This is a genomic window from Streptomyces sp. NPDC029122 (genome assembly GCF_055569445.1).
Genome location: NZ_JBVHWK010000034.1, coordinates 39,942 through 41,372, shown reverse-complemented (window position 1 = coordinate 41,372; position 1,431 = coordinate 39,942). Strand labels below are relative to the sequence as shown.

Genomic DNA, 1,431 nt, shown 5'->3' with positions numbered 1-1,431 from the left:
CAACCCACCCCCCCCACCCCCCCCCCCCCCCCCGCCCCCCCCCCCCCTTCCTTCCCCCCCCCCCCTCCGGCTTCGTACGAAGAGCGGTCAGCGGCTGTGCTGCGAGTCCGCGACCGTGACCTCGACCCGCTGGAACTCCTTGAGCTCGCTGTAGCCGGTGGTGGCCATCGAGCGGCGCAGCGCGCCGAAGAGGTTCATCGAGCCGTCCGGGTTGTGCGCCGGGCCGGTGAGGATCTCCTCGGTGGTGCCGACGGTGCCCAGGTCGACCTTCTTGCCGCGCGGCACGTCCTCGTGGACGGCCTCCATGCCCCAGTGGTTGCCCTTGCCCGGGGCGTCGGTGGCGCGGGCCAGCGGGGAGCCCATCATCACGGCGTCGGCACCGCAGGCCACGGCCTTCGGGATGTCGCCGGACCAGCCCACGCCGCCGTCGGCGATGACGTGGACGTAGCGGCCGCCGGACTCGTCCATGTAGTCGCGGCGGGCCGCGGCCACGTCGGCGACGGCGGTGGCCATCGGGACCTGGATGCCGAGCACGTTGCGCGTGGTGTGCGCGGCGCCGCCGCCGAAGCCGACGAGGACGCCCGCGGCGCCGGTGCGCATCAGGTGCAGGGCCGCCGTGTAGGTGGCGCAGCCGCCGACGATGACCGGGACGTCCAGCTCGTAGATGAACTGCTTGAGGTTCAGCGGCTCGGCGGCGCCGGAGACGTGCTCCGCGGAGACGGTGGTGCCGCGGATGACGAAGATGTCCACGCCCGCCTCGACGACGGCCTTGGAGAACTGCGCGGTGCGCTGCGGGGAGAGCGCGGCGGCCGTGACGACGCCCGAGTCGCGCACCTCCTTGATCCGCCGGCCGATCAGGTCGGCCTGGATCGGCGCGGAGTAGATCTCCTGGAGGCGGCGGGTGGCCCTCGCCTCGTCCAGCTCCGCGATCTCGTCCAGCAGCGGCTGCGGGTCCTCGTAGCGGGTCCACAGACCTTCGAGGTTCAGCACGCCGAGGCCGCCGAGCTCGCCGATGCGGATCGCGGTCCGCGGGGAGACCACGGAGTCCATGGGGGCGGCCAGGAAGGGGAGCTCGAAGCGGTACGCGTCGATCTGCCAGGCGATCGAGACCTCCTTCGGGTCCCGCGTACGCCGGCTGGGGACGATGGCGATGTCGTCGAAGGCGTACGCCCGGCGGCCGCGCTTGCCGCGCCCGATCTCGATCTCAGTCACGTGTGGTGGCCTTTCCTCTGGGTCTGCCCGTCCAGTATCCCCGAAGGGCGGGGGCCCGCGTCCCGGTGACCGCTGTACGGACGGCCGGGGCACGACTGAGGGGGCGGGGCCGGGCGGGGCCGCCCCCCCGAGAGGTCTTCTTGCCCCTCCCCCTCTGCTGTGGGTTGGTTCTTTCCCCTTCCCCTTGCTGTTGTTTGGGTGGTTCTCCTTGAGGCCCGC

Annotated in this window: 1 protein-coding gene; it reads right to left on the bottom strand. The window is 72.7% G+C overall.

The features are described 5' to 3' along the window. Positions 1-87: 87 nt before the first annotated feature. Positions 88-1,212 (bottom strand): GuaB3 family IMP dehydrogenase-related protein, encoded by a 1,125-nt coding sequence (locus ACZ4WZ_RS29840; RefSeq protein WP_467895324.1) that lies wholly within the window; start codon positions 1,210-1,212, stop codon positions 88-90. Positions 1,213-1,431 lie beyond the last annotated feature (219 nt).